19 protein-coding genes, 1 other RNA gene and 2 pseudogenes are annotated in these 21,807 nt (G+C 47.5%); 9 read left to right on the top strand and 13 right to left on the bottom strand.

Translation table 11 applies throughout. From position 1 onward, the window contains the following. Window positions 1-434: 434 nt before the first annotated feature. Both corA and rnpB read left to right on the top strand, forming a co-directional pair. On the top strand, window positions 435-1,607 hold the full coding sequence (corA, locus tag WBA89_RS22165; RefSeq protein WP_424409499.1) for a magnesium/cobalt transporter CorA: 1,173 nt from the start codon (window positions 435-437) through the stop codon (window positions 1,605-1,607). Between the two features lie 65 nt (window positions 1,608-1,672). Continuing rightward, window positions 1,673-2,105: RNase P RNA component class A (gene rnpB / locus WBA89_RS22160), an RNA gene on the top strand. Window positions 2,106-2,265: 160 nt separating this feature from the next. On the opposite strand, the gene WBA89_RS22155 is transcribed toward rnpB, so the two are convergent. After that, the gene (locus WBA89_RS22155) at window positions 2,266-2,391 is read right to left on the bottom strand and encodes a hypothetical protein (protein ID WP_424409497.1); all 126 of its coding nucleotides are present in this window, start codon (window positions 2,389-2,391) and stop codon (window positions 2,266-2,268) included. 6 nt (window positions 2,392-2,397) lie between these two features. On the opposite strand from WBA89_RS22155, the gene rnc reads away from it, so the two are divergent. Further along, window positions 2,398-3,111, top strand: coding sequence for a ribonuclease III (rnc, locus tag WBA89_RS22150; protein WP_424409496.1), 714 nt, complete (start codon window positions 2,398-2,400; stop codon window positions 3,109-3,111). A gap of 287 nt (window positions 3,112-3,398) precedes the next feature. Continuing rightward, window positions 3,399-4,481 (top strand): Gfo/Idh/MocA family protein, encoded by a 1,083-nt coding sequence (locus tag WBA89_RS22145; protein WP_424409494.1) that lies wholly within the window; start codon window positions 3,399-3,401, stop codon window positions 4,479-4,481. A 201-nt stretch (window positions 4,482-4,682) separates the two neighbouring features. Here WBA89_RS22145 and WBA89_RS22140 read toward each other — a convergent pair whose 3' ends face one another. Together WBA89_RS22140 and WBA89_RS22135 are read right to left on the bottom strand one after the other, a co-directional pair. Beyond that, the gene (locus WBA89_RS22140; RefSeq protein ID WP_424409492.1) at window positions 4,683-6,740 is read right to left on the bottom strand and encodes a sensor histidine kinase; all 2,058 of its coding nucleotides are present in this window, start codon (window positions 6,738-6,740) and stop codon (window positions 4,683-4,685) included. A gap of 427 nt (window positions 6,741-7,167) precedes the next feature. After that, window positions 7,168-7,368 carry a hypothetical protein gene (locus WBA89_RS22135; protein ID WP_424409490.1) on the bottom strand — a complete coding sequence of 67 codons (201 nt, stop codon included), beginning with the start codon at window positions 7,366-7,368 and terminating at the stop codon, window positions 7,168-7,170. Between the two features lie 57 nt (window positions 7,369-7,425). Here WBA89_RS22135 and WBA89_RS22130 point away from each other — a divergent pair, with 57 nt between their 5' ends. Both WBA89_RS22130 and WBA89_RS22125 read left to right on the top strand, forming a co-directional pair. Beyond that, window positions 7,426-8,085, top strand: coding sequence for a methyltransferase domain-containing protein (locus WBA89_RS22130; protein WP_424409489.1), 660 nt, complete (start codon window positions 7,426-7,428; stop codon window positions 8,083-8,085). Window positions 8,086-8,727: 642 nt separating this feature from the next. Beyond that, entirely contained in the window at window positions 8,728-8,985 is a 258-nt protein-coding gene (locus WBA89_RS22125; RefSeq protein WP_194064682.1) for a DUF2811 domain-containing protein, read from the top strand. Here WBA89_RS22125 and WBA89_RS22120 read toward each other — a convergent pair. Then, entirely contained in the window at window positions 8,946-9,194 is a 249-nt protein-coding gene (locus WBA89_RS22120) for a hypothetical protein (protein WP_424409487.1), read from the bottom strand. The genes WBA89_RS22125 and WBA89_RS22120 overlap by 40 nt on opposite strands. A gap of 28 nt (window positions 9,195-9,222) precedes the next feature. On the opposite strand from WBA89_RS22120, the gene hemG reads away from it, so the two are divergent. Continuing rightward, the gene (hemG, locus tag WBA89_RS22115; protein ID WP_424409485.1) at window positions 9,223-10,698 is read left to right on the top strand and encodes a protoporphyrinogen oxidase; all 1,476 of its coding nucleotides are present in this window, start codon (window positions 9,223-9,225) and stop codon (window positions 10,696-10,698) included. A gap of 170 nt (window positions 10,699-10,868) precedes the next feature. On the opposite strand, the gene WBA89_RS22110 is transcribed toward hemG, so the two are convergent. Next, on the bottom strand, window positions 10,869-11,564 hold the full coding sequence (locus WBA89_RS22110) for a response regulator transcription factor (RefSeq protein ID WP_424409483.1): 696 nt from the start codon (window positions 11,562-11,564) through the stop codon (window positions 10,869-10,871). Window positions 11,565-11,669: 105 nt separating this feature from the next. Continuing rightward, on the bottom strand, window positions 11,670-13,859 hold the full coding sequence (locus tag WBA89_RS22105; RefSeq protein ID WP_424409481.1) for a hypothetical protein: 2,190 nt from the start codon (window positions 13,857-13,859) through the stop codon (window positions 11,670-11,672). A gap of 762 nt (window positions 13,860-14,621) precedes the next feature. Here WBA89_RS22105 and WBA89_RS22100 point away from each other — a divergent pair. After that, a complete protein-coding gene (locus WBA89_RS22100) occupies window positions 14,622-15,452 on the top strand; it encodes a class I SAM-dependent methyltransferase (protein WP_424409479.1) in 831 nt (276 codons plus the stop codon). A 3-nt stretch (window positions 15,453-15,455) separates the two neighbouring features. On the opposite strand, the gene WBA89_RS22095 is transcribed toward WBA89_RS22100, so the two are convergent. Both WBA89_RS22095 and WBA89_RS22090 read right to left on the bottom strand, forming a co-directional pair. Further along, on the bottom strand, window positions 15,456-15,770 hold the full coding sequence (locus WBA89_RS22095) for a hypothetical protein (RefSeq protein ID WP_424409478.1): 315 nt from the start codon (window positions 15,768-15,770) through the stop codon (window positions 15,456-15,458). Beyond that, window positions 15,754-16,456: pseudogene (locus WBA89_RS22090) on the bottom strand (esterase/lipase family protein). The gene WBA89_RS22095 and the pseudogene WBA89_RS22090 overlap by 17 nt, the downstream one beginning before the upstream one ends. A gap of 165 nt (window positions 16,457-16,621) precedes the next feature. Between WBA89_RS22090 and WBA89_RS22085 the strand changes: the two are divergent. Beyond that, complete coding sequence (locus WBA89_RS22085; RefSeq protein WP_424409476.1) at window positions 16,622-17,101, top strand: NUDIX domain-containing protein; 480 nt, start codon at window positions 16,622-16,624, stop codon at window positions 17,099-17,101. A 180-nt stretch (window positions 17,102-17,281) separates the two neighbouring features. Here the strand turns inward: WBA89_RS22085 and WBA89_RS22080 are convergent. From WBA89_RS22080 to WBA89_RS22060, 5 genes and pseudogenes are all read right to left on the bottom strand, one after another. Beyond that, window positions 17,282-18,538: pseudogene (locus WBA89_RS22080) on the bottom strand (transposase); the annotation flags it as partial. A 5-nt stretch (window positions 18,539-18,543) separates the two neighbouring features. Then, entirely contained in the window at window positions 18,544-19,641 is a 1,098-nt protein-coding gene (hrcA, locus tag WBA89_RS22075) for a heat-inducible transcriptional repressor HrcA (protein ID WP_424409475.1), read from the bottom strand. A 233-nt stretch (window positions 19,642-19,874) separates the two neighbouring features. Then, the gene (locus tag WBA89_RS22070; RefSeq protein ID WP_424409473.1) at window positions 19,875-20,015 is read right to left on the bottom strand and encodes a hypothetical protein; all 141 of its coding nucleotides are present in this window, start codon (window positions 20,013-20,015) and stop codon (window positions 19,875-19,877) included. A gap of 20 nt (window positions 20,016-20,035) precedes the next feature. Continuing rightward, on the bottom strand, window positions 20,036-20,902 hold the full coding sequence (locus WBA89_RS22065; RefSeq protein WP_424409471.1) for an alpha/beta fold hydrolase: 867 nt from the start codon (window positions 20,900-20,902) through the stop codon (window positions 20,036-20,038). Between the two features lie 88 nt (window positions 20,903-20,990). Next, the gene (locus WBA89_RS22060) at window positions 20,991-21,716 is read right to left on the bottom strand and encodes a hypothetical protein (protein ID WP_006631881.1); all 726 of its coding nucleotides are present in this window, start codon (window positions 21,714-21,716) and stop codon (window positions 20,991-20,993) included. Window positions 21,717-21,807 lie beyond the last annotated feature (91 nt).

Raw genomic sequence — 21,807 nt, 5'->3', positions numbered from 1 at the left:
GAGGAACTGAATTTGCGATCGAGATTCCAATGCGACAAAGGTAATTAGTCATTGGTTGTTGGTTGTTGGTTGTTGGTTGTTGGTTGTTGGTTGTTGGTTGTTGGTTGTTGGTTGTTGGTTGTTGGTTGTTGGTTGTTGGTTGTTGGTTGTTGGTTATTGGTTGTTGGTTATTGGTTGTTGGTTGTTGGTTATTGATTATTGGTTATTGGTTATTGGTTATTGGTTACTTGCGACGAATTCCCAATTTCCCATTCTCAATTCCCAATAACAACTAACAAATAACAACTAACAGCTAACAGTCAACAGTTAACAGTCAACAGGCAACAGTCATCAGTCATCAGTAAACATTTAACAGTCAACAGTTAACAGTCATTGATAGTTATACGCAAAAAATGATAATCTAATTAAAGATACTAAAAATTGGGAATATTCACATGGCATACAAAGGCATAAAAAATACTTTTAGTGTATTTGCAAAACCAATTAAAGATGATGATGATGATTCCTACGTTGACTATTTTTATGACGATCCGGGGGCGCTGCCGGGAACTCTCGACTTAGAACCGGATGCGCCGCCTCCAGACATTGTATTAATTGACTATTGCGAAACCAAAGCTACTCGCCCCAAAAAATTGTTAAATCCTCAAGAAGCTGCTGCCTATTTAGAGACAGCATCTGTTTCTTGGGTTGATATGTTGGGGTTGGGAAACAAGGAAACTTGGCGTCAGATGGCCAAAGTATTTAATTTGCACGAGATGGCTCAGGAAGATGTAGTTAATGTTCCCCAGCGCCCTAAAGTGGTAGACTATGAAGAACATCTTTTAATCATTTCTTGGATGGTGATTATTAAACCGAATTCAGATAATTTTCATAAAGAACAAGTTAGTTTGATTTTGGGCAAGCATTACCTGCTAACTGTTCAGGAAGAACCGGACTATGATTGTTTCGATCCGGTGCGCGATCGCATTCGCAAAGGACAAGGAACTATTCGCAAGCACGGAGCTGATTATCTTGCTTATACTTTGTTGGATTCGATTATAGATGGATTTTTCCCTGTATTAGAACTTTACGGAGAGCGGATTGAAGAATTAGAGGATGAAGTGGTGGTGAACCCCAATCGCCAAACCCTAGAAAAAATCTATAAAATTCGGCGAGAATTGCTGACGCTGCGCCGCGCCATTTGGCCGCAGCGGGATGCAATTAATGTTTTGATTCGAGATAGCAGCGATTTGATTACTCCAGAGGTGCGAATTTACCTGCGCGACTGTTACGATCACACGGTGCAGGTGATGGATATGGTGGAAACTTACCGAGAGTTGTCTTCGGGTTTGATGGATGTTTATCTGTCTTCGGTGGGTAATAAAATGAATGAAATTATGAAATTGCTGACCGTGATTTCGAGTATCTTTATTCCGTTAACTTTTGTGGCGGGAGTATACGGGATGAATTTCAATACAGAGAAATCGCCTTTGAATATGCCGGAACTGAACTGGTATTTTGGCTATCCGCTTTGTTGGGCGCTGATGGTGGCGATCGCGTCTAGTTTAGTTTTCTTCTTTTGGCGGCGCGGTTGGTTTGAAAATTTTTCTACTATTAAAGATGACTGAAATCTAAAATCCTCAATTGATTGACGAATGATTGACGAACGATCGCGTACAATAAATCTGGGGAAAAAGTAGGCGCAGGCGGTTGCGGATTAGCGAAAGCTAGTCTGAGGAAAGTCCGGGCTCCCGAAAAACCAAACTTGCTGGGTAACGCCCAGTGCGAGCGATCGTGAGGATAGTGCCACAGAAAAATACCGCCCCCAATTGGAGATTGGAGATTGGAGATTGGAGATTGCATCAAAAATCGAGTATCGAAAATTGCAAAATGTTAGGGGGTAAGGGTGCAAAGGTGCGGTAAGAGCGCACCAGCAGCATCGAGAGGTGCTGGCTAGGTAAACCCCGGTTGGGAGCAAGGTCGGAGGGACTACGGTTGGTTTTTTACCAGTTCCGTTTTTGGGTACCGCTTGAGGCGCTTGGTAACAGGCGTCCCAGATAGATAACTGCCCTCAAAAACTGCTTGCAGTTGAGAGAACAGAACCCGGCTTATGTCCGACTTTTTCCCCTCCAAAAATCCGAGACTGGGAGAGTGGGAAAATTTTTATATATTATTTTTAGAATAAAGTGAGATATAGCGGTTCGATCGCATTGTGAGGTATGCGGGCTGCTTCCTGTGCCCGCGAGGCTTATGCGCGACAGATAGCCTCATGTTACCGAGACTCGGCTATAGATTCCCAATTCCCAATTCCCAATTCCCAATTCCCAATTCCCAATTCCCAATTCCCCATTCCCAATTCCCAATTCCCAATTCCCAATTCCCAATTCCCAATTCCCAATTCCCAATTGCCAATTCCCTATGAATCTGATTTATCCGGGTCGCCAAAAGCAACTTGAAACATTAATTCAAAAATTGGGACTGTCGAAGGATGCTTCGATCGAATGGCATCTCGTCGATTTAGCTTTGACTCATGCGAGTGCGTCTGCTAAGGCAAATTACGAGCAGCTAGAGTTTGTCGGCGATGCTGTGGTGCGGCTGGCTGCGTCTGAATTGTTGTTTGAGATTTATCCTGACTGTACGGTGGGGGAATTTGCGGCTATTCGATCGATCTTGGTGAGCGATCGCATTCTTGCTAAAATCGCTGCAAGTTACGGATTCGATCGCTATTTAATTGTTTCCAGCAGCGCCGCAGCCGACAAAACAGGTGCCGAACCCCGACTCGCCGATGCTTTGGAAGCCCTACTCGCGGCGCTTTATTTGAGCGCCCACACGTTAGAATTAATTCGCCCTTGGCTCGATCCTCACTTTCAACAGCTAGCGGCAGAGATTCGCACCGATCCGGCCCGCCAAAACTACAAAGCTGCTCTCCAAGAATTGACTCAAGGCAAATATAAAACTTTGCCCAAGTATAGCGTGCAAGAAACCGGCACAGTCCAGGGCGGCGAGGATCGTTTTACCGCAAAAGTTAGCATTCAGGGAGAGTTGGTAGCAGAGGGAAAAGGTCGATCGATCAAAGCTGCCGAACAAGCAGCAGCTCAGGCAGCTTTCAATAAATTAGTCATTAGTCATTAGTCATTAGTTAGTTGTTATTAGTTAGTTGTTATTAGTTAGTTGTTATTAGTTAGTTGTTATTGGTCAGTTGTTATTAGTTAGTTGCTATTAGTTAGTTGTTATTAGTTAGTTGTTATTAGTTAATTGCTATACCAAAGCAGGGTTGTGGATACCTTTTATGAACCAGTCGGCGCAGGCCGACTTTGTTTGTATAGACGCGGTTTCAACCGCCGAATCATATATTAAATAACACCAAATAAATTAGAAATTATGCTATAATTGCTGCGCGATTTTTAAAATTATAATCAATGAAAATCGGAATAGCTGTATTGGGTGCGGGTCGCTGGGGAGTCAACCTAATTCGCAACTTTATCGAACATCCCAACAGTCAAGTTTTAGCGGTGGTAGACCCGAATCGAGATTCATTGATGGCTGTCCAAAAACAGTTTAATCTCAATGAATCGGTGATTCTAACTACCGATTGGTCACAAGTGCAAGCACTGCCGGGACTGGATGCTGTGGCGATCGCCACTCCAGCATCCACACACTACAGCCTCGCAGCAGCAGCCCTGCAAAAAGGCTACCACGTCTTAGTAGAAAAACCCCTCGCCCTCAACCTCAGTCAAGCAATAGAACTCTGCCAATTAGCCGAAAAACAGCAGCGGCAACTCTTCGTTGACCACACTTATCTGTTTCATCCAGCAGTCGATCGCGGCCTCCGAATTATTCAGCAGCATCAACTGGGAAAATTGCGCTACGGTTACGCTCAGCGCACCCATTTTGAACCGGTGCGGCACGACGTTGATGCCCTCTGGGATTTGGCGGTTCACGATATTGCTATTTTCAATACTTGGCTGGAACAAACCCCTATTCAAGTCGCAGCAACCGGTACTGTATTTCCCAAGCAAGAAGCAAAAAGTCAGAAGTCAGAAGCAACAAATCAACAAGCAGAAAAACTAGCAGATTTAGTTTGGGTAACGCTTACCTATCCCGACGGATTTCAAGCACTTATTCACCTCTGCTGGCTAAATCCTGACAAACAGCGGCGCTTAACAGTTGTTGGCAGTTTGGCAACTTTGATTTTTGACGAAATGTCTCCAGAAACTCCGCTGATTTTGCAGCAGGGCAGTTCAATTTCCAAGGGCGAAGAGCATAATTTTTCCGAAAGTGCGATCGCGCCGCAGCCAACTGCTAGCATCACAAGTCGCGAAATATTAAGTTTAGAACAAGTAGAACCGCTGCGGCGAGTGTGCGATCGCTTCCTCAACTGCATCCAAACAAATACGCCGTGCCCGACATCTTCCGGTGCGGCATCCGTCGAATTAATCCGCATTCTCAGCGCTTTGAGCAAATCCCTCGAACTCGGCGGACAGCCCCTGATACCATTTTAGATTTCAGATTTTAGATTGGGAAAATCCTCTCACGTCCGTTGGCACAACCCCTATTAAGCATAATTGACCGAACATATAGCGGTTCTCAAGCCTCGTGAGGTATGCCCTGCGCGGGCCAATGCCCAATGCCCTATGCCCCATGCCCAATGCCCTATGCCCTATACCCAGCGGCATCTCATCTTTCTGAGAAATGCTATAATATCAATCATAACTTTTGCGATTTCCATTTTCCGTTACCAAATCCGGGCTGTGAAAATAAAAACTTGACTGCTGGTTGACGGGCAAAGAAATCATCACCGAAGTACCTTGATTCACACCCGCGCTTTGCAGGGTAATGCTTCCGATCATAGATTCCATGATTCTTCGGGAGATAGCCAAACCCAAACCGTTACCGCCAAACCTGCGAGTTGTGGAACCATCAGCCATCACAAAAGGTTGAAACAATTTTTGCTGCTGTTCGGGATCGATACCAATGCCGGTATCTTTAATTGTCACCACAACCCAATCGTTTTGACTGCTGCTATTACCGATCGCACTTTCCGGTGCGCTGCCGTTCAAAGTACCAGAATTCTGACTCGATTCGACGCGCACAGATATACTAATGCTGCCCGACTCGGTAAACTTAACGGCATTGCTCAACACGTTTAAAAACACCTGTTTTAGCTTCTCCGGGTCGGCATGAACAACAATCGGATCGTGAGGTTCTGGCAACTTTAACTTCAAACCTTTTTCCTCCATTTGAGGTGTTTGCAAATCAATTGCATCTTCAAGCACCTGGGTAATATCAACCACTTCTAACATCAGGGAGAACGTACCTGCTTCTATTTTAGCAATGTCCAAAATATCATTAATAATATTCAGCAATTGCATAGACGAGTCGTGGGCCCGCTGCAAGAATTCCATCTCTTCATCTCGGTCATCGCAGAAGCCGTCTCGCACGATTTGAATAAAACCTATAATCCCGTTGAGAGGCGTTCTCAGTTCGTGAGAAATATTGCCCAAAAATTCGTTTTTTAACTGATTGGCAACTTGCGCTTCCTTGGTTGCGATTGCCGATTCTTTGGCCGATTTTCTCAGGCTTTCCACCATGCTGTTGAGTGCTTCTGATAGTTGATTGAATTCCCGAATTTGGAAATTTTGGGGCACTGCCTGCGGCGCTTCTGTATCCACTGTCAGCGCGTAATCTCTGAGTTTTTCCAAAGGACGTGCCAAGTCGCGAGACAAATATAAAGTCGCGACGATACTAGCAGCAACTAAACCGAGAATTAAATTAAATAAAACTTGCTGAATTTCTTCCAAACCTGACAGAGCGTAATCTAAACGAGAGACAGCTAAAATAATCCACTTGCTGTTTTCTTTTTTAGTTAAAGGACTGGGGATAGCAGCGTATCCTGCTAGCAACTCTACGCCATTTCTTTCAAAGGAAAATAGGTGGAGAAAAGCTTGTCCGCCGGCGATCGCCCTTCTGACAATACTTTTTAGTCGATCGGCATCTGCCTCCGCGTCGATATTGCGCCCCACGCGGTTGATATTCGGGTGCGCCAAAATCGTCCCGTCTTGGTCGATCGCCACCGTATAGCCAGCTAGAGACCCCTTGGGAGCGCTCGTTTGCACGGGCAGGGCCGACTGCAAGCTCAAAGCATAACTCAGCTTTCGGCTGTTGCCCCGACGAATGTAAACAGGAGCGCTCAACACCAAACTGACTTGGCTGTCGCGGGCTTCTTTACCCGAACCAGAAAAATCCTCCTCACCCAAAGTCATCTTGTCACCGTTTGCTTTGGGATCTCCTTGATTGGGCCACAACAAACTGATATAAACGCTCTTGTCTTCCTGCAGCGTTTGCTCCTGCTGAACTGGCGACCAAAAATTGGCTGGTAGCGACTGAATCGGCTGCTGCCCGCAAGTGCTCGCTATCACTTGATTTGTCTGTAAATTAGTCAATTGCAAGCAATCAACCTGCGCTGGCAACCGCTGCCCTAACTGCGCGATAAACTTTTGATAATCCTTGGGCTCTACAGACTGCAACATCGAGTTTTCCGCAGCGCCGATTAGATTCGACTTCAGCGATTTCGCCCACTGTTCAATAGTTTCGGCTTTTCTGACTGCACTTTCTGTCAAGTTTTGACGAGCAGTTTCCAGAAGCGTCGAGCGTGCCTTGCGATAGGTAACATACTCCCCCACCAGCAAAACAGGCACGCTGAGCAACAAAATCCGCGACAGTAAAATACGGCGAAAGGAGGATTGACCTAACTTAACCATAGGACATTTCTAAATTAAGGTGCGACACTCAACAGCGACCACAGTCCAAGAAGCCAGACAGAAATTGCCAATCTGTCTCGGACTATCTGCTGACGGGACAACACAGCTTCAGAACAACATTTAAACACAATTATAGAAGCCACTGTATTAATCTCGATTTTAAGTGTGTTGACTTAAAGATGCTCAGCAATTTGTTTGGCAAATGCCTGTGATTTGAGTCACACTTCCCTGCTAAATTTTCCGATCGACTTGCACCCGATCGCCCGCGGGCAAAATTTTTCACGCCCGAAAAAGCGTGGCGGTTGACAGACGGCAGTTGGTTAAAGCTAAAATCGCAGGGATCTGCTCGCCGGGCCGAAGTTAAGAGGCAAAAAGTTGTGTTTCCGGCTAGTGTGTGGAAAGAATTCTGGCTCGATCGCACTTGTTGTTACCCAAATGCCTTGGGGAAACTGGCGATCCGATCGGCGGTCGGATGAGTAATTCGAGATTCTCCACCCTGTGAAAGATTTTTTTGCACATCCGATTGATTCGGCGACCGAAATTCACCTGTCAAACAAAAAGAATCCGACGATATATCTAGTTGCCGATCGACTTTCACAGCCCGCAAGCGGCGAACATTTGCCCACACAGTACACCCACCCTCCGCAATTTTGCGGTCTCGGCAATAATCTCCATAACTTAACCGATGAAAACAAACTCTAGTAATTATACGTATTATTACACAAACAACCGTCCCAGATATCATCACGCTTATTTGATATCTCCCCTTCTAGAAATGCTAGCGACATTTCAGAAGACCGGCCAGACCAAACTCCGAGTTTTGGATCTCGGCTGCGGCAACGGCAGCCTCAGTCACGTCATCGCAGAGCACGGCTGCGAAGTTGTCGGCGTTGACAATTCTGCACCCGGAATTGCCATCTCCAGTCAAAGTTTCCCCGAATGTCAGTTTATCCAAGCCGATATTTACGAACTCCCCGATACAGATATGCTGCAATCGTTTGATGTTGTCTTAGCCGTTGAAGTAATCGAACACTTACTTTATCCAAAAGAACTGGCAAAAAATGCCAAAAAATGCCTCAAGCCCGGAGGCATTCTAATTATTTCCACACCCTATCACGGCTATTTAAAAAACCTGGCATTAGCTGTAACAGGCAAACTAGACAAACATTTTACCGTACTTTGGGACAACGGTCACATTAAATTCTTTTCAGTAGAAACCCTCACCAAATTATTGACAAAGGAAGGATACACCGATATTCAATTTAAATTCGCAGGTCGGTTTCCGTATTTCTGGAAATCAATGTTGTGTTCTAGCAAAATATCGGAAAAACCTGAAAAATTATAAGTTTTCAGTTGCGAACTCTCAGCGAATTAGATCGACTCCGGTAACACCGTCCGGGTTGACGGTTGTCAGTTGACTGCTGTCAGTTGTCAGTTGGCGGTACGACTGTTATCAGTTGTCATTAGTAATTGGTGGCAACTAACAAATAACAAATAACAAATAACCAATGCCCACTGCCCACTGCCCACTGCCCACTCACAACTGCCCACTCACAACTGCCCGCTGCCCGCTGCCCTTTGCAATTCTTATTTTTTCTCGGACTTTTCCCTAAACATTCCACAGTGTTTCCACAGGCTAGTCTGAGGTTTTCCACAGATTTAAAAGAGTTTTCCACAGAAATTAACGGCACGGTCGGATCTTGCTGCGGAATTGGGGATTTCGTTAACCTCTTGCCAAATCCCTCATACAAACCTCATGATTATAAAGTTATGTAACAAAAACTGCGTCTCAAGGCTGATTATTGCGTAAATCTTTTTTTTAGATAAAGGACTTTGTAATATTTCGCAACATTGACAAACCCACCTCTTGATACGCACAATGATGCGACAGACCTAAAAAAAACGCTCTGATTTCGGCAGTGCCTGCACCTGTATCCGGCCGAAGGGGGGTTCTGTTTTCAATTTATTAGCGAGACTAAAAAAAATGATGAACCCGACAGTCAGTATTTTTGCCGAAATTCCCGAAACGCTGCACGATTCTCTCAAAACTTATCTGGAAACTCACCCCGAATGGGATCTAGACCGAGTATTCTCGGCGTCCCTGTCGCTGTTTTTGTTGCAGAATGCCGATAGCGGTACGCCGGAAGCTTCGCGCAGCTACCGCCAAGCTGCGAGAGTTTATCTCGAAACTCTGTTTCAATCTCCTCAAGACTTGCACAGCAACAATGTAACTCCGTCGCCGTGAAGGAGATGGGGAGATGGGAAGACGGGGAGACGGGGAGATTGGGAGATTGGGAGACGGGGAGAGGTTAATCCACAAGGTTTGAGAAAAGGCTTGAGAAATGCCCGACAGCTTCCCAATTCCCAATTCCCAATTCCCAATTCCCAATTCCCAATTCCCAATTCCCAATTCCCCATTCGGTAATCTGCAAGCCGTGCAAAGCCGTGTAACATAAAGATTGCGATATTTTTATATGTAAACATGGAACTATTAGATACTTTGATTGTGGGTGCGGGGATTAGCGGTTTGAGCTTGGCGCACGCTTTGGTGAAGGAAGCAGCGAGTGCTTCGCCGCGGGCGATTTTAGTGGCTGAGAGTCAGGGGCGTGTGGGCGGAAATATTACAACGGCTACGGGGGAAGGGTTTCTTTGGGAAGAGGGCCCGAACAGTTTTTCGCCGACACCGGAGTTGATGAAGTTGGCTGTGGATGTGGGGTTGAAGCAGGAGTTGATTTTTGCCGATCGCCAATTGCCGCGTTTTGTTTATTGGCAAAATAAGCTGCAACCGGTACCGATGACTCCAGGGGCGATGATTCAGTCTGGGTTGCTGAGTTTTCCGGGGAAACTGCGGGCGCTGTTCGGGGCTTTGGGGTTTGTCGGGCCGGCAATGGGTTCTGGACTTTCGCAGCAGGGTGATGAGGAAACTGTTTCTCAATTTTTCCGCCGCCATCTGGGGACGGAAGTGATGCAGCGGTTGGTGGAACCTTTTGTTTCTGGGGTGTATGCGGGCGATCCGCAACAACTCAGCGCGGCGGCGGCTTTTGGCCGGGTAACAAAGATGGCGGATGCGGGCGGCGGGCTCGTGGCGGGGGCGCTGCTTTCTGCTAGGAAAAGACCCCCCCTTGTTAAGGGGGGGCTAAAGACTGTTGCTGACCCGAATGTTCCTTCAACTAAGCCGGGGGAGTTGGGTTCGTTTAAAGGGGGGTTGAAGGCTTTGCCAGAGGCGATCGCCGATCAATTGGGCGATCGGCTGAAACTCAACTGGCACCTGACTCGGCTCGATCGCACAGAACGCGAAACTTACATTGCTGTATTCTCTACGCCCGACGGACAGCAGGAAGTTGAGGCCCGGACTGTGGTTTTGACAACGCCGGCTTATGTTACAGCCGAATTGTTGGAGCCCCTGCAACCGGAAATTAGCAGCGCTTTACAAGCTTTTACTTATCCTACGGTTGCCTCCGTTGTACTAGCATATCCGGTGTCGGATGTCAAGGGTAAATTGGTGGGTTTTGGAAATTTAATTCCGAGGGGGCAGGGAATTCGGACTCTGGGTACGATTTGGACATCGAGTTTATTTGCCGGTCGCGCGCCTGCGGGCTGGCAAACTCTCACCAGTTACATCGGCGGGGCTACTGATTCGGAAATTGGCAATCTGGACTCAGAACAAATTGTTGGGCAGGTGCACCGAGATTTGTCTAAAATTTTGCTGAAGCCTGATGCGGCTCCGCCGAAAGTGCTGGCTCTGAAGTTGTGGAAGCGGGCGATTCCTCAGTACAATTTGGGTCATTTCGATCGCCTGCAACAGGTCGATCGGGGTTTAAAATCTTTGCCGGGGCTGTATTTGTGCAGCAATTACTTTGGGGGCGTGGCTTTGGGAGATTGCGTGCGCCGGGGTTTTGAGCGGGCGCGAGAAGTGGGCGAGTATTTGCAGCAGCAATCGGATAGTCGATCGATCTAAATTATTGCTCGGTGCGGGCGGGTTGATAAATATCGAGTATGTCAAAGTAGAATTTTTTTGATAGGCCCGGCACTGTCTGCTGTTGCTCGTCCCAAACGCCAGACGGGCGAAGCCTGCCGTTTCTGTTTGAATCCAGAATCAGGATTGCACTGGAAGCGCCGGAGAGTACCTCAATAGGTTGTGGGTTCAAACTTGTAACCCACTCCCCGGACGGTTTGAATCATCGAAATTTGATTGGTATCTGGTTCAATTTTGCGGCGAATTTGACCGATATGGACATCCACCACGCGATCGGCTCCCACATACTCGTAGTCCCACACTTCTTGGAGCAATTCCGATCGCCTCCACACGCGACCCGGTTTGCTGGCCAAACAGTACAGCAAGTCGAATTCTAAAGCAGTCAAAGCAACTATCTGACTGTCGATAATCACCTCGCGGCGAACCGGATCTATAAGTAGCTTTCCAAAGGAAAGAGTTTGTTGTTCGACAGGAGTAACAATACGCTTGCGCTTCAAAATTGCTGCAACGCGAGCTCCAATCTCCACCAGACTAAAAGGTTTAGTAATGTAGTCGTCAGCACCTTCGGCAAACCCTTTCATTTTGTCAGCTTCATCGGTTCGGCTGGTCAGCATCAACACAAACACGCCCGTGCGTCTTTGCATTTCTTGACACAGTTTGTAGCCAGTAGTATCGGGTAAATTTACATCTAGAACTACTAAGTCAGGATTGAGTTGCTCAAATAATTCCAGACCTGTCTCACCGTCCTCGCCCGACTCAACTTGATAACCTTGCTGGCTCAAAAAACGGTGAATTAAATTTCGGATTGCTGGGTCGTCATCAACCACAAGGATTTTTACAGGGGCCATGACCACAAATTTATTTGAAGAATTAGGTAAGAATATTTAGCCATAATAGTAGAAAACTGGATACAAATCTCGAAAAAATTGAGCTTTTAATAGTTATAGCCGTATTTATAACCTACGCAAGATTTCGGGCAACAAATCTCCGGGAACTTTGGATAAGGCTAAATTTTGGCCTGGCAGCCCGCATTCACTATAGAAAGCTCTAATCGTTTTAACAATATAGCTCAATGCTGTTTGCCGGCAATCATCAGCAGTTTGGGAGTTGGCGGGGGATTGGAGGTTGAGTTTGTCTCCATATATTAACCCTTTGTGGTTGAGATGCTGTCCCCATTCCGCGCACACTTGCAACTGCTGGTCCAGTGCTGCTTCTAAATGGCTGGTCTGTGCGGCTTTGTTGAGGGCGAAATCAGGGTCTGTGGCTAGTTGATAGTGGGCTAGTCCGAGATTGTTGCGGGCGGCAAGAGTGTCAAAGGTGAGTTGGGCGCGATCGAGCTTGAGGGCGATATCCAAGGCCGCTTCGTAGGCGGCAATCGCCTGCTGCAGTGATTCAGTCCGGGCTTGTTTTTGCTGAAACTGGTTCGCCAAATGCCAATAAGCGGTAGCGAGATTGTTGTAGGTGGCTGCTGCGGCTGCGGGTACTAATTCTCGCGTGCGGTATTTCAAGGCTTCGCGGTAGGCCTCAATCGCCGTGACTAGCAGGGATTCTGAGGGTTCGTGCTGGGCGAGGTTCCAGCAGGCGGTACCGAGGTTGTTTTGCACTCCGGCATAGTTGAGGGGTTCTCGTTCGGGACTGTAGCCGGAGAGGGCTTGGGTGTAAGCGGTAATCGCGCTTTTGAGATAGGCGATGGGTTCACCGTCTTGAGCTAAATTCCAGTATGCTGTCGCCAAATTATTCTGAGCCGCAGCGTACTGCTGGGGTTCCGTCGCGGGGTCGAGATCCAGCAGCGCTTGTTGGTAAGCTGCAACTGCTTGCTGCAAGTTCTGTGTCTTGTCTTGATAGCGGGCTAAATCTGCTGAGGCGATGCCCAAATTTTTGTTCAATCTGACGCGGGTTTGAGGTAGACTCTCGGCATCTGTGCGGTTCAAACCTTCAAGGTAGAGGGCGATGCTGCGTTCGAGGCAGGATACCGGATCTGGGACTTGCATACCGTTGGTGCGATCGCGCGACAGCATCCAGTAGAGAGTGCCGAGATCGTTGAGCAAATCGTCCATCGGCGGTAAGCTGTTGGACTCCTCGGCGTATTGAGTTAAATTTTGTGTCAATTGGGCAATCAGCCGCGCGCATTCCTCACTTGGCGGTTGATTTTGCTGCGAGCTCGCGTCGAGTTCGAGGTATGCAATCACTTGCTCGATCGCGCGAATGGCGATTGTCAGGTTTTGCGGCGAAGCGTCGCCGCCCAGAATGCGATCGCGGTAGTAATTCCCCAAACTGTGATAAGCCAAAGCCAATGCTTCGGAACAGCACTGATGTTCTTGCAGCAATTCGATATATTGCAGGGTTTGCAGCGGCAAACCGCTGTCCTCGGATGCAGGATTATTTTCTGCTTCCAAATCCTCCTCCTCCGTCGCTGCTAGCACCAAATCTGCCAGTTCGACAGATTTAGTATCTGGCGCTGCGGACGGGGAATCGGGAATTGAGGGTTGTCCGGACTCTGAAGATATGAAAAGTTTGTCGCCGGAATCTCCCTTGTCCCGGAAGTTGCCGAAGTTTTCGGAGTTCCCGAAGTCCTCGGAGTTGCCTTCGTCTTCCTTGGCTGGAGTCGGTTCTCCTTCAAACTCAAATACTCCGGTTCGCCACTGCCAAAATTCCGGGGCCGATTGCTCGATCGAACTCAGCCAGGGGCGCGACACCCACAGCAACAGAGTAGACTCGCACATTTGCAAGTTTGCTTCGATGTCCCTCAAATAGCTCAGGAAAGACCACTGCACGGCTGCTGAATGCCTGGTCAGGTGTTCTGCCCCCAAAATTTGAAATCCCGGCAAAGGGCTGTAGGTGCCCCTGTTTTGGAGCGGTGGGTGTTGGGTCAGCCACGCGGCGATCGAACCCCAAGGATTTGGATCGTTCAAGTCGAGTTCCAAACTGACAAATCGGGGATAGTCGATCGGGGAACGAGGAATCGAACCGCCGTCCTCTGCTGATAATTCTGCTTGCAAGCGGGCAGCCAGACAGTCCCGCAAGCGCAAGTCGTCGCAGGCGGCAATAAAAATTTGACGGCGCAAATTGAGGTCGATCGCCTGTTTCAAGCGTTGGTATATTTGCTTGTTAGAGCTAGAAACTTTTTGGGAAGGAGTAGACATCACAGTCTGGCGATTTTAGATTTTAGATTTTAGATTTTAGATTTTAGGGCTGAGAGTTCAAATCGCAGATAGCTCAAAACTCACAACGCCAGCCTGTTCGCTTGTCAAATTATCTCCTTCGAGAACGGCTGACAATCAGATTAGTTCGATCGTTCTCAATGCCGGTGCCGATCCATCTGAGGACTTGCGTTCGGAACGATCGAACCTTGACAGATTGCGGGTAATCGATCGGCTATAATATCAATCGCACCGGTGATGACCAAAAGATTGTAGACTTGCGATTAGCAACCTGTGATGTTGGTGGGGTTCCGGTCTGGTTAATTAGCACCCAAGTCCCCGAACCCAACGGCACAGAGGAAGCAATTAAATTTCTGCGGGTCTTATTGAGTTTTCCAGCTCTCACGGCTATCTTCAGGACGATCGCAACTACCTGATATTTATTGAAACACAAAAACCATGTTGACCTTTTGACCTTGGTAGGGAAAGATGGTTAGTTGAAGGATTATTTAAAATTGCGATTTGAAGCGGTCTTGAGTGTCAGCGCAGTTTTGAGCTAGAGAGTTTCTCCGGCATAAAGGGGTCCAAAACCTATCCGCACAAGCGAAAGAGCTCGCTGACCAAGATTTTTTTGATGCTACAAGCCCCGGCTCTATCCGTGCAATCAATCCCTGCTCGTGAAAATCTAAAATCAGAAGAGCCCGATCCTCGATCCGTGGGGTCGCCTCCAAAATCTAAAATCTAAAATCTAAAATCTAAAATCGAATGACAGCAGAAGGTTCGTACAAAGCAAACACGTACAATCTGGAATTTGAGCAAGAAATTCAGCGGTTAAAAGCTCAAGTTCTCCTCAGTTGGAAAAAAGAAGCGCGAACTTTAAAATGGTTCGGTTTAGCCGACGGGATGAATGTTTTGGAAGCGGGTAGCGGGCCGGGATTTTTCACCGAAAAACTGTTAGAATTGCTGCCCAACAGTTCGATAACAGCGGTAGAAATTGACCCATCACTGCATGAAAAAGCAGTAGAATATTTGCAGGACAAAGGGGGCGGTCGAGTAAATCGCATTCAAATGTCGATCGCGAATACTGGTTTAGACGATAACACATTTGATTTTGCGATCGCCCGTTTGCTGTTCGTTCACCTCCCAGAGCCCGTCGCAGCAGCTAGAGAGATATTTCGCATCTTGAAGCCTGGGGGTAAACTGGTGATTGTCGATAGCGATGCGGATTTGTTTTGGCTGACAACTCCACCTTGGTCAGTTGAGATTGTCCGTGAGAAATTCAAGCAGGTGATGTCCTCGCGGGGCGGCGATTTATCCGTCGGACGAAATCTGTGCCGCATTCTCAAAGAAGCTGGGTTTGGTAGCATAGATTTAGAAGCGGTTGTCAGCCACAGCGATATCATCGGAATTGAAGCGTTTGAACCTTTGCTGGACTCCGGGCCGATTTTACAGTTGGTTAAACAAGGATTGATTTCCGAGTCAGAAATAGCCAGCTATCTGGTTTCGCGGGATGAGTTTGTCGCTGCGGGCGATCGATTAATGATGAGTTTTTGGTTGATGGCTTGCGGAGAAAAAATCAACCAAAATCTCGCATAACTCTCAAGCTTCCTTCCAAAAGTCACCGCTGACTGGTGACTCTAAAAAACTTTGCTCGAATTCCGCGCGGGGCGATCGCCATTTTCCAAAGGCAGTATTCTTAAAAGAGGATTGAGTAATTTTGAGCGCGGCATCATAATAGTTGCAGTTGGCAATAAAAAAATCCAGCAAACATAACATCGCAGGTGTTAGTTTCCTAGCAGTAAATTCGATTTTTACGTAAATTTTAACAAAACCCAACCCCGGTATTTTCTGCTGCTGATTCTTCTGCTTTCTTCCTTCGCGTCTTCGCGGTTCGTTTCTACCGCAAATACCCAATCCAAGCCGGCAAAACCTCCGGCGAACCGTACCACTTCCCCGGAGAACGAGGCGAATGCCAAACCCCGTCCAACACCAAATTTTCGGCCCCGTCCAAATGAGCAGCTTCCACCGGCGTAATTCCATCGCCCCAAGTTTCGCCCTTCCCCACAGTCAGCTCATAACTTTTGTATGCCAGCCAAGTCCCCAAACCCCGCTTGCCAAAAACAGCCTTCCCAGCAGCGCACACGTAGCGCACCTGCGGGTAAAAAGCCCCCGGATATTGAAGTTTGACAAAATCTAGGTTTTTGCGCGTCCAGCGCTCAACAGAGACGTGCGGCGTGCCTAAACTGATTAAAGTATTGACAGTTGAGCGAGCGTTCCACAAACCGATATCATCAAGCGCGTCGCCGTGAATGGTATAGGGCTTTTCGCCCAAATAGATGCGAGAAATCCAGCCGCCAGCGGAATGACCGACGAGATTGATCTGTTGGCTGCCGTATTGCTGTAACATTTGTTTGACGGTGCGATCGAGCTGCCGCAAAATTGGCACCATCGACCGCCCGCCAAAAGTCGGCAACCAATCTCGCTGGCTCAGAGGTACTGTTAAAGTTGGGAAACCTCGATCGATCGCGAGATTTTTCTAATTCCCGATAGTCCGAAGCAGCAGCAAAATATCCAGGCAAAATCACAGTTGGTAATGGCACGATCGATTTGAGATTTGAGATTTTAGATTATTAGATTGGTGGCTGGGGGTGCTACGATATGTTTTTCAAGTTCAAAAACCTTTGAAAAAGCACCCTTTGGGTTGCTAACAGCGCCTCATCCGGCTGCCGCCCGTTAAACTTTTTGCTTGGGGAATATCTACTTCTATGGCTCGCGAGCCGATTCCAACATTGTATTTTACCCTAGTTGTCGTTCACTTAGAAGACCGTTTTCTACTGGTACAAGAGCGCAAGTACGATCAGCAGTGGTATCTCCCCGCAGGGCGAGTGGAAAAAGGGGAGACTTTGCTCGATGCTGCTGTACGCAATACCGTCCAGGAAGCGGGCATTTCTGTGATCGTTGAAGGAATTCTCAGAGTAGAACACACGGTGATGCCTAGGGGCAATGTGCGCCTCCGGGTGATTTTTGTGGCTCGTCCTGAAGATAGGACGCCGCCCAAGAGCAAGCCGGACGAGTATACTTTGTGTGCTGGCTGGTATTCTCTCAAAGAGTTAGACCAGTTGTCGCTGCGGGGAGAGGAAGTTCGGGAGATGTTTCAGTATATGGCAAGCGGCGCTCCTATTTATCCGATCGACTTGCTGAGCATCGAGGGAGCTCCTTTTAAAACTTACCGCTATCGCTGGTGAATCCTGCGATGTCAACCAGCCAGCATCAAGCGGGATGCCGCCGGAGATGTGGGCGATTATCTGAACTCCACCGCAATCGAGAAAACCTGGATAGGATTGGGGCTTTGGTTTCACCATTCGATACATTAGGGCTTGCTGAATAATCGATCGCTTTCCCAATAACAGGAGTTCACGATATATTCAAGCAGAGTTAAATATAAGTTCTTTCTGTATCTATACCCCCAAGTATAACTGTAAATTATCTTCAACCTAAAAACAGGTGTTCTTTTTCCAAATAGACATAAACACAAACAAAAAAATCGGCGCCACCAGGAAGCATCGGTTCACGACCAAAAAAGTAATTGCAATAACTGTACCAGATGTATTATCAAGTTTAGCCATCACAAGGGTTCAGTCCGAATCTTCGTTTTCGCCAACCCAAATTTTCTGACAAATTGCATTGCGAATTCTCTCATCTTCTAACGCTTGCTTCTTTGTTGATTTACTGACGGTTGCTGGGGGTATTCCTAGGGGCGATCCACTGATTCTAATTCCTCTTTCTTTGCACCCTGCTCGGTTTTCTCTTGTACGATAAATTCGACCTGCACCAACAGAGTCTGGATAATATCCTGCGAACCTATAATATGCTTCTACTTGTGCTTTTAAATCCCCTAATTCGTTACAGTTATCCCAGCTCATCCAATCTAAAAACACATATTTCTCAAAACAACTGGCTGATATTTCGGCTCCAAACTATACGCTTTATCCTACTTTTTCTGTCATTTCGGGACGAATATGGGTTTGACTTAAACTTACTGTTCTATCCTCAATACTCTGTTTATTGCTATCAAACAACCATTGCTGTTGGCGATAGACCTCTGTGAGGCTAGAAAGGTTTTATATTGCTTGTTGTTCGGCAGTTCGAGAGTCGCACCTAACTCGACTAGCTGTTCAATATGAGCGAAGTTTCTTTTGATATATTGAAGTTGTTTTTTAATTTCCTGTTTTTTTTGTTGGGGAAAATTTTCTTTCTTTGGCTATTAATAAATAATCTTTTCGGGCTTTGTTACGGTAGGTTCTTGGTTTTTTATGGATTTGATATTTGAGCTGTTTGTACAGGATATCTATGCTTTTTTCGGTGTGAACTCTGGCTCTGTTTAATCGTCCCAAGTCGGTCGGATAACTAATGTCGGCTGGGGCGCAGGTTGCATCTACGATCGACTTTCCGCGATTGGGTGACTCATTTTTGTCCGAATCCTTTTTTTTTCGGGTTTTACAGGCGTGATTTCTCGCATTTTTTCAACCGTGCGTTCGTTCACTTTATTAGTTAAGTTCGGACTAATTCTTTGGCGAAAGTCTACGGCGGGGTGATGGGTCAAATGGTAGTTCATTGCTGTAAGTTAATTGACCGATCGAGTATTGTAGATAAGGGTTTTCCCGCATCTGTTCTACTGTTTCAAAGCTTATCCTTCTGGAAAATTAACTCGATTTCCGCCAATAGCTTCCGACAAATAATCTGCAGCAGCTTCCACCACGGCGATCGCATTTTCGTAAACCATCCGCGTCGGCCCCAAAACCCCAACACTACCCACCGGCACCGATCCCCGGCGGTAAGTCGAAGAAATCAGAGTACAGCCGCGAATTGGTTCTAAGGAATTTTCCGAGCCAATACGCACCGTTACCCGCTTTCCGGGCTTGTCCAAATCCGGCGATTCAAAAATCAAAGGCCAAAGCAGTTCCTGCTCTTGTTCGAGCAATTGCACCAGGGTTTGAACTTGCTGCAACTGCGAAAACTCTGGCAAGCGCAGGGCTTCTGCCAAACCGCCGATCAGAATCCGCGTGTAGGTGGGATTGCTTTGGCTGCTGCTCAAAGCAGCCAGCATGGTTTCCATCCATTCAGCGTAGAGTTCAAAATCCCGGTCTAACTCGCTCCAGTCTACAGCCGAGAGTTCCGAGAGCGATCGCCCCCGCAGTTTGCTGTTCAAAAAATTTGACAAAATCTGCAATTGGCGATCGACAATTTCCTCATCTGGCCAGCTACCATCTGCGTGCTTGGGTAACTGCACCAACACCGAATGAGTTTCGTAAACATCAGTCACCACGATCAGCATCACCTTTCCCGGCTCTAGCTGCACCAGTTGCAAGTGGCGCAAGCAAGCCGCATTGGTTTGGGGTATGGTGATCATGGCAATGTAACCGCTGATAGTTGCCAGGATTTGAGCAGCGCCGCGGAGTGCGGCATCCGTGCGGCCGTCTGACCAGTTGAGCTGGTCTAGTACCTGTTCCACCTTGCGGGCGAGGGTATCAGAGGGCTGAATCAACTGGTCTACATAAATTCTGTAGCCGGAGTCAGAGGGGACTCGTCCGGCCGAAGTGTGGGGCTGATATAGCAGTCCAGCTTTTTCTAGAGTCCCCATAGCGTTGCGAATTGTAGCTGGGCTGACGCTGAGGTTGAATTCGTCAGCCAAAGCTTTTGAGCCAACGGGTTCCGCTGTAGCTATGTAGTGGCGAACCGTTGCCCAAAGGATGTGTTGTTGCCGATCGGTGAGGTTAACGCGCACAGATATTTAAGTAGAATTACAATTTAGAGTTGAAAGCCGCTATTGATTGAGAATCTCTGTCCCAAGAGGGCGATCGGGCAGACTTATCTATTTAACATAACAGATTTAGGCGAAGGAAGAAGGCAGTTGTTGTTGGTTATTGGTTATTGGTTATTGGTTATTGGTTACTGGTTACTGGTTACTGGTTATTGGTTATTGGTTATTGGTTACTGGTTACTGGTTATTGGTTACTTCTAATGCCCCATGCCCCATGCCCCATGCCCCATGCCCCATGCCCCATGCCCCATCCCCCATCCCTCCGCTTCGCTCCGCCCAATTCCCAATTCCCCAATTCCCAATTCCCAATTCCCCAATTCCCAATTCCCAATTCCCAATTCCCGATTCCCAAATCCCTTTAAGCGTGTTCGTGAAGAATATTTTGCAGGTAACTAGCCACTGCGTCCGGCTGTTCCACCATTGCCAAATGACCGCTATCAATCTGAAGCACATTCTCACCGCAACCTTGGAACATCCAGTGAAAGCTAGCCAAATGCAGCACGTATTTTGGTTCCATAATTTTGTCTTTACTGCCGGCAATAAAATAAACAGGCTGCTTGAGTTGGGATACTATTTGCGGCAAGAGGTGAATCTGGGCTTCTGTGGTGGAGTCCAGCAAAGCCCCCAAAGCTGCGTCAGGATTGGCTGCCACGAAATCTATCAAGCGCTGCCTTCCCCAACATCTGCCGATCGATCTTGCCACAGAATCGCGGGCAAACACGAAATCTGCTAGCGGCAAGTGAGACAGCCAGCGGGGACGCATTTTCACTAGCTGCTTGCCGACAGCTCGAAAGCGCTCGAATTCTTCCTTTAGATAGATGCCGCCGCCTGCATTGATGCAGATGACACCTTTAACGCGATCGGACAATTGGCCGGCCGCCCAAAGAGCGATCGTACCGCCCAGAGAGTGTCCCACCAGCCAAGCATTAGAAATATCCAGTTTTTCGAGTAAAATTTCCAAATCGCGAGCGTAAGCTGCGGGAGTGTAGCAGGAATCGAGCGGTTCCGAAGGCCCCGGATGGCCGTCGCCGTCAAATTGAGAATCGCCAAACCCCCGCAAATCGTAGGTCAAGCACTGATAGTTTGGTGCCAAGCGATCGGTCAAAGGTTGCCAGTAGCGACGGCTTAACAGCCAGCCGTGGACAAATACCAGAACCGGAGAAGTTGCAGTCGGAGCCGTCAAATCGCAAGCGTGCCGAACCCCTAGGATGTCTATGGTTGCCATACTTTTATCCTATCTTGAAATCAACGATCGAGAACAGATCGATCGCCAACTACCAACTGCCAACAGTCAACTGCCCGCTGCCAACCGCCTAAAATCGCTCGCCCAGCAATCTTTGTCGCACCCCCTCAGCGATTTTCTGCCCCAGATACTCAGGAATTAAACTTTCATTGGGCCCCAACAAGTAGAGAATCAGGCGAGTTCGCCCCCGCCAAACCAGCAAATTAGCATTTACCACCAACAAATCTTCTTGCCAGATGGCATACATAACTTTGTAAAAAAGTCCAGGCTGATTATCAGCTTCAATCAGCAAAGCTGGCAAGTGAAAAACCGGATCGACGTAAAATTCAGTTGCCACATCCTCCAAACCCGCGTCTAAATTAAATTCCACAGCCAACATCTCTTCAACCTCAAAATGCCCCGCCAAGGCCTCTCGAACCGCCCTGCAGACATTTTCTGCTGTTTTATCTGCCAGCACCTTGCCGCCGCGAGATACTACCAATTTGATAAATACCAACATCGGCGGGTAAATTTGACCGTACAGACTCAGACTGTGAATCGTCAGCCCGTAGGCCGCCAACACTCCAAAAATATCGCTCAGGAGAAAAGATTGGTTCCGGTAAGCAAAATGCAGGGCACTTTTATTACCTTCGGCTCTGATTTCGATGACTGCTTGCCGAGTTTTGTAAAGCTGATAAGCTAATTTGAGGTTTTGCAGTTGGATTTCGCTGCTGACAAATTGCTCGTAAAACTGCGGAAACGCTCGGTTAAAGCGCTTGAGAAGTTCTAGTGTAGATGGTTTTAAACCCGAAGCCATAATTGAGGGGAAGGTGCGGGAGATATACTAGGTATTTGCTCTCCCATGCCTTATGGCAATGGGATTTTCGATTTGACGATCGAACTTAAAT

Source organism: Microcoleus sp. (assembly GCF_049646505.1).
GTDB lineage: Bacteria > Cyanobacteriota > Cyanobacteriia > Cyanobacteriales > Microcoleaceae > Microcoleus.
The sequence above is the reverse complement of the archived record's forward strand: the minus strand, read 5'-3'. Positions and strand labels throughout refer to the sequence as shown.

What these genes read in the sequence shown, in the direction of transcription:
- corA (WP_424409499.1), top strand. Translation starts at nt 435, where the DNA reads ATGGCATACAAAGGCATAAAAAATACTTTTAGTGTATTTGCAAAACCA.
- rnc (WP_424409496.1), top strand. Translation starts at nt 2,398, where the DNA reads ATGAATCTGATTTATCCGGGTCGCCAAAAGCAACTTGAAACATTAATT.
- WBA89_RS22145 (WP_424409494.1), top strand. Translation starts at nt 3,399, where the DNA reads ATGAAAATCGGAATAGCTGTATTGGGTGCGGGTCGCTGGGGAGTCAAC.
- WBA89_RS22140 (WP_424409492.1), bottom strand. Translation starts at nt 6,740, where the DNA reads ATGGTTAAGTTAGGTCAATCCTCCTTTCGCCGTATTTTACTGTCGCGG.
- WBA89_RS22130 (WP_424409489.1), top strand. Translation starts at nt 7,426, where the DNA reads ATGAAAACAAACTCTAGTAATTATACGTATTATTACACAAACAACCGT.
- WBA89_RS22125 (WP_194064682.1), top strand. Translation starts at nt 8,728, where the DNA reads ATGAACCCGACAGTCAGTATTTTTGCCGAAATTCCCGAAACGCTGCAC.
- WBA89_RS22120 (WP_424409487.1), bottom strand. Translation starts at nt 9,194, where the DNA reads ATGTTACACGGCTTTGCACGGCTTGCAGATTACCGAATGGGGAATTGG.
- hemG (WP_424409485.1), top strand. Translation starts at nt 9,223, where the DNA reads ATGGAACTATTAGATACTTTGATTGTGGGTGCGGGGATTAGCGGTTTG.
- WBA89_RS22110 (WP_424409483.1), bottom strand. Translation starts at nt 11,564, where the DNA reads ATGGCCCCTGTAAAAATCCTTGTGGTTGATGACGACCCAGCAATCCGA.
- WBA89_RS22105 (WP_424409481.1), bottom strand. Translation starts at nt 13,859, where the DNA reads ATGTCTACTCCTTCCCAAAAAGTTTCTAGCTCTAACAAGCAAATATAC.
- WBA89_RS22100 (WP_424409479.1), top strand. Translation starts at nt 14,622, where the DNA reads ATGACAGCAGAAGGTTCGTACAAAGCAAACACGTACAATCTGGAATTT.
- WBA89_RS22085 (WP_424409476.1), top strand. Translation starts at nt 16,622, where the DNA reads ATGGCTCGCGAGCCGATTCCAACATTGTATTTTACCCTAGTTGTCGTT.
- WBA89_RS22065 (WP_424409471.1), bottom strand. Translation starts at nt 20,902, where the DNA reads ATGGCAACCATAGACATCCTAGGGGTTCGGCACGCTTGCGATTTGACG.
- WBA89_RS22060 (WP_006631881.1), bottom strand. Translation starts at nt 21,716, where the DNA reads ATGGCTTCGGGTTTAAAACCATCTACACTAGAACTTCTCAAGCGCTTT.